The organism is Mesorhizobium sp. P3_A9, from assembly GCF_056402975.1.
On the sequence record NZ_JBFUGJ010000598.1, the window covers coordinates 1 to 2110 of the forward strand.

Annotated in this window: 2 tRNA genes and 2 rRNA genes; all 4 read left to right on the forward strand. The window is 54.0% G+C overall.

The annotated features are described in order from the left end of the window. A 16S ribosomal RNA gene (locus tag AC1DX0_RS35045) occupies window positions 1-253 on the forward strand; the annotation flags it as partial. A 312-nt stretch (window positions 254-565) separates the two neighbouring features. Beyond that, window positions 566-642: transfer RNA gene (locus AC1DX0_RS35050), tRNA-Ile, on the forward strand. A gap of 74 nt (window positions 643-716) precedes the next feature. Next, window positions 717-792, forward strand: a tRNA-Ala gene (locus AC1DX0_RS35055). A 381-nt stretch (window positions 793-1173) separates the two neighbouring features. Then, window positions 1174-2110, forward strand: a 23S ribosomal RNA gene (locus tag AC1DX0_RS35060); the annotation flags it as partial.

Here is a 2110-nt window from a genome sequence, read left to right on the forward strand (position 1 = left end):
AGCCATCTCAGTTCGGATTGCACTCTGCAACTCGAGTGCATGAAGTTGGAATCGCTAGTAATCGCGGATCAGCATGCCGCGGTGAATACGTTCCCGGGCCTTGTACACACCGCCCGTCACACCATGGGAGTTGGTTTTACCCGAAGGCGCTGTGCTAACCGCAAGGAGGCAGGCGACCACGGTAGGGTCAGCGACTGGGGTGAAGTCGTAACAAGGTAGCCGTAGGGGAACCTGCGGCTGGATCACCTCCTTTCTAAGGAAGAACTCTAATGGAAACGCTTAATCGCTCATCTTCGGATGGGAGATGATGAGCCTCTGCCTTTCAGTTCTCTTGGAACAAGACGGAAGAGAGTCACTCTTACCGTCGCGCATACCTTAAGCGGGTCTGCCGCCTTCGTTTCTCTTTCTTCAGCGAATGACTTTGGATCAGCGCTCGCGCGCCGTACCGCAGCCCTTTGGGCTGCTGGCGCTCCGCGAGGGCGCGGCATAAGCCGCGACGGCCGGTCGGCCTTGCGAGGCTTTGCCTCGAGGTCACCAGCTCGTTACTGGCAGAGCGCGGTCTTTAGGGCTTGTAGCTCAGTTGGTTAGAGCGCGCGCTTGATAAGCGTGAGGTCGGAGGTTCAAGTCCTCCCAGGCCCACCATCTCAGATGGAAGCTAGCTTCCCATCTCATTGATATCCGCCATCGTCTTGATGGCGATATGGGGACAACAATCAGGGGCCGTAGCTCAGCTGGGAGAGCGCCTGCTTTGCAAGCAGGATGTCGTCGGTTCGATCCCGTCCGGCTCCACCACTTTCTTCTCCGGAAGGAAGGGTGTCGAGTAGAGATGAAGGGAAAAGTCATTCGTATAAAGGTTTGTGGTGAGCAACTAGCTCGCCGCTTGTTCTGTTTGACATCGTAAAGAGAAGATTTGTTCGAACTTCATGAGCCGAAAGGTCTCATGATTTGTCGCCGGGGACGCTCAATCCCTTGCATATGATGGGTTTGCCTAACCGCACCCTCGAACCGATCTCGAGAAGCTGGTCTTTTTGTGCCAATGACATCGAATTGGATCCCGCACAGGATYTGRTYCAGGCGACAATYCCTTGGGRATTGCGCGGACGCYAACCYCGCAAGGGSRAGGCTGAAGCGACAATCCTTCGGATTGCKCGGATGGGCATTGGCAATGAGAACGATCAAGTGTCTTAAGGGCAATTGGTGGATGCCTTGGCATGCACAGGCGATGAAGGACGTGATACGCTGCGATAAGCTACGGGGAGGTGCGAATACCCTTTGATCCGTAGATTTCCGAATGGGGAAACCCACCTAAGGTACTTGGAAAATCAGAGCAGCAGGGTGACTTGCTGCTGTGGTTTCCAAGTATCGATAATAGGTAACTTACCCTGAATACATAGGGGTAAAGTGGCGAACGCGGGGAACTGAAACATCTAAGTACCCGTAGGAAAGGACATCAACCGAGACTCCGGAAGTAGTGGCGAGCGAACCCGGACCAGGCCAGTGGCGATTGAGAGACAAGCGGAACCTTCTGGAAAGTAGGGCCATAGTGGGTGACAGCCCCGTACGCGTAATGCAATCAATCGTCCTCGAGTAAGGCGGGACACGTGAAATCCTGTCTGAAATTGGGGGGACCACCCTCCAAGCCTAAGTACTCGTGCATGACCGATAGCGAACTAGTACCGTGAGGGAAAGGTGAAAAGCACCCCGACAAGGGGAGTGAAAGAGTACCTGAAACCGATTGCCTACAAACAGTGGAAGCCCAAGGTTCGTCCTGGGTGACCACGTACCTTTTGTATAATGGGTCAGCGACTTAGTGTGACGAGCAAGCTTAAACCGCTAGGTGTAGGCGCAGCGAAAGCGAGTCTGAATAGGGCGTTCAGTTCGTCGCATTAGACCCGAAACCGAGTGATCTAGCCATGAGCAGGTTGAAGGTAAGGTAACACTTACTGGAGGACCGAACCCATAACTGTTGCAATAGTTCGGGATGACTTGTGGCTAGGGGTGAAAGGCCAATCAAACTCGGAAATAGCTGGTTCTCCGCGAAATCTATTTAGGTAGAGCGTCGACCGAATACCCCAGGGGGTAGAGCACTGGATGGGCTAGGGGTCCTCAC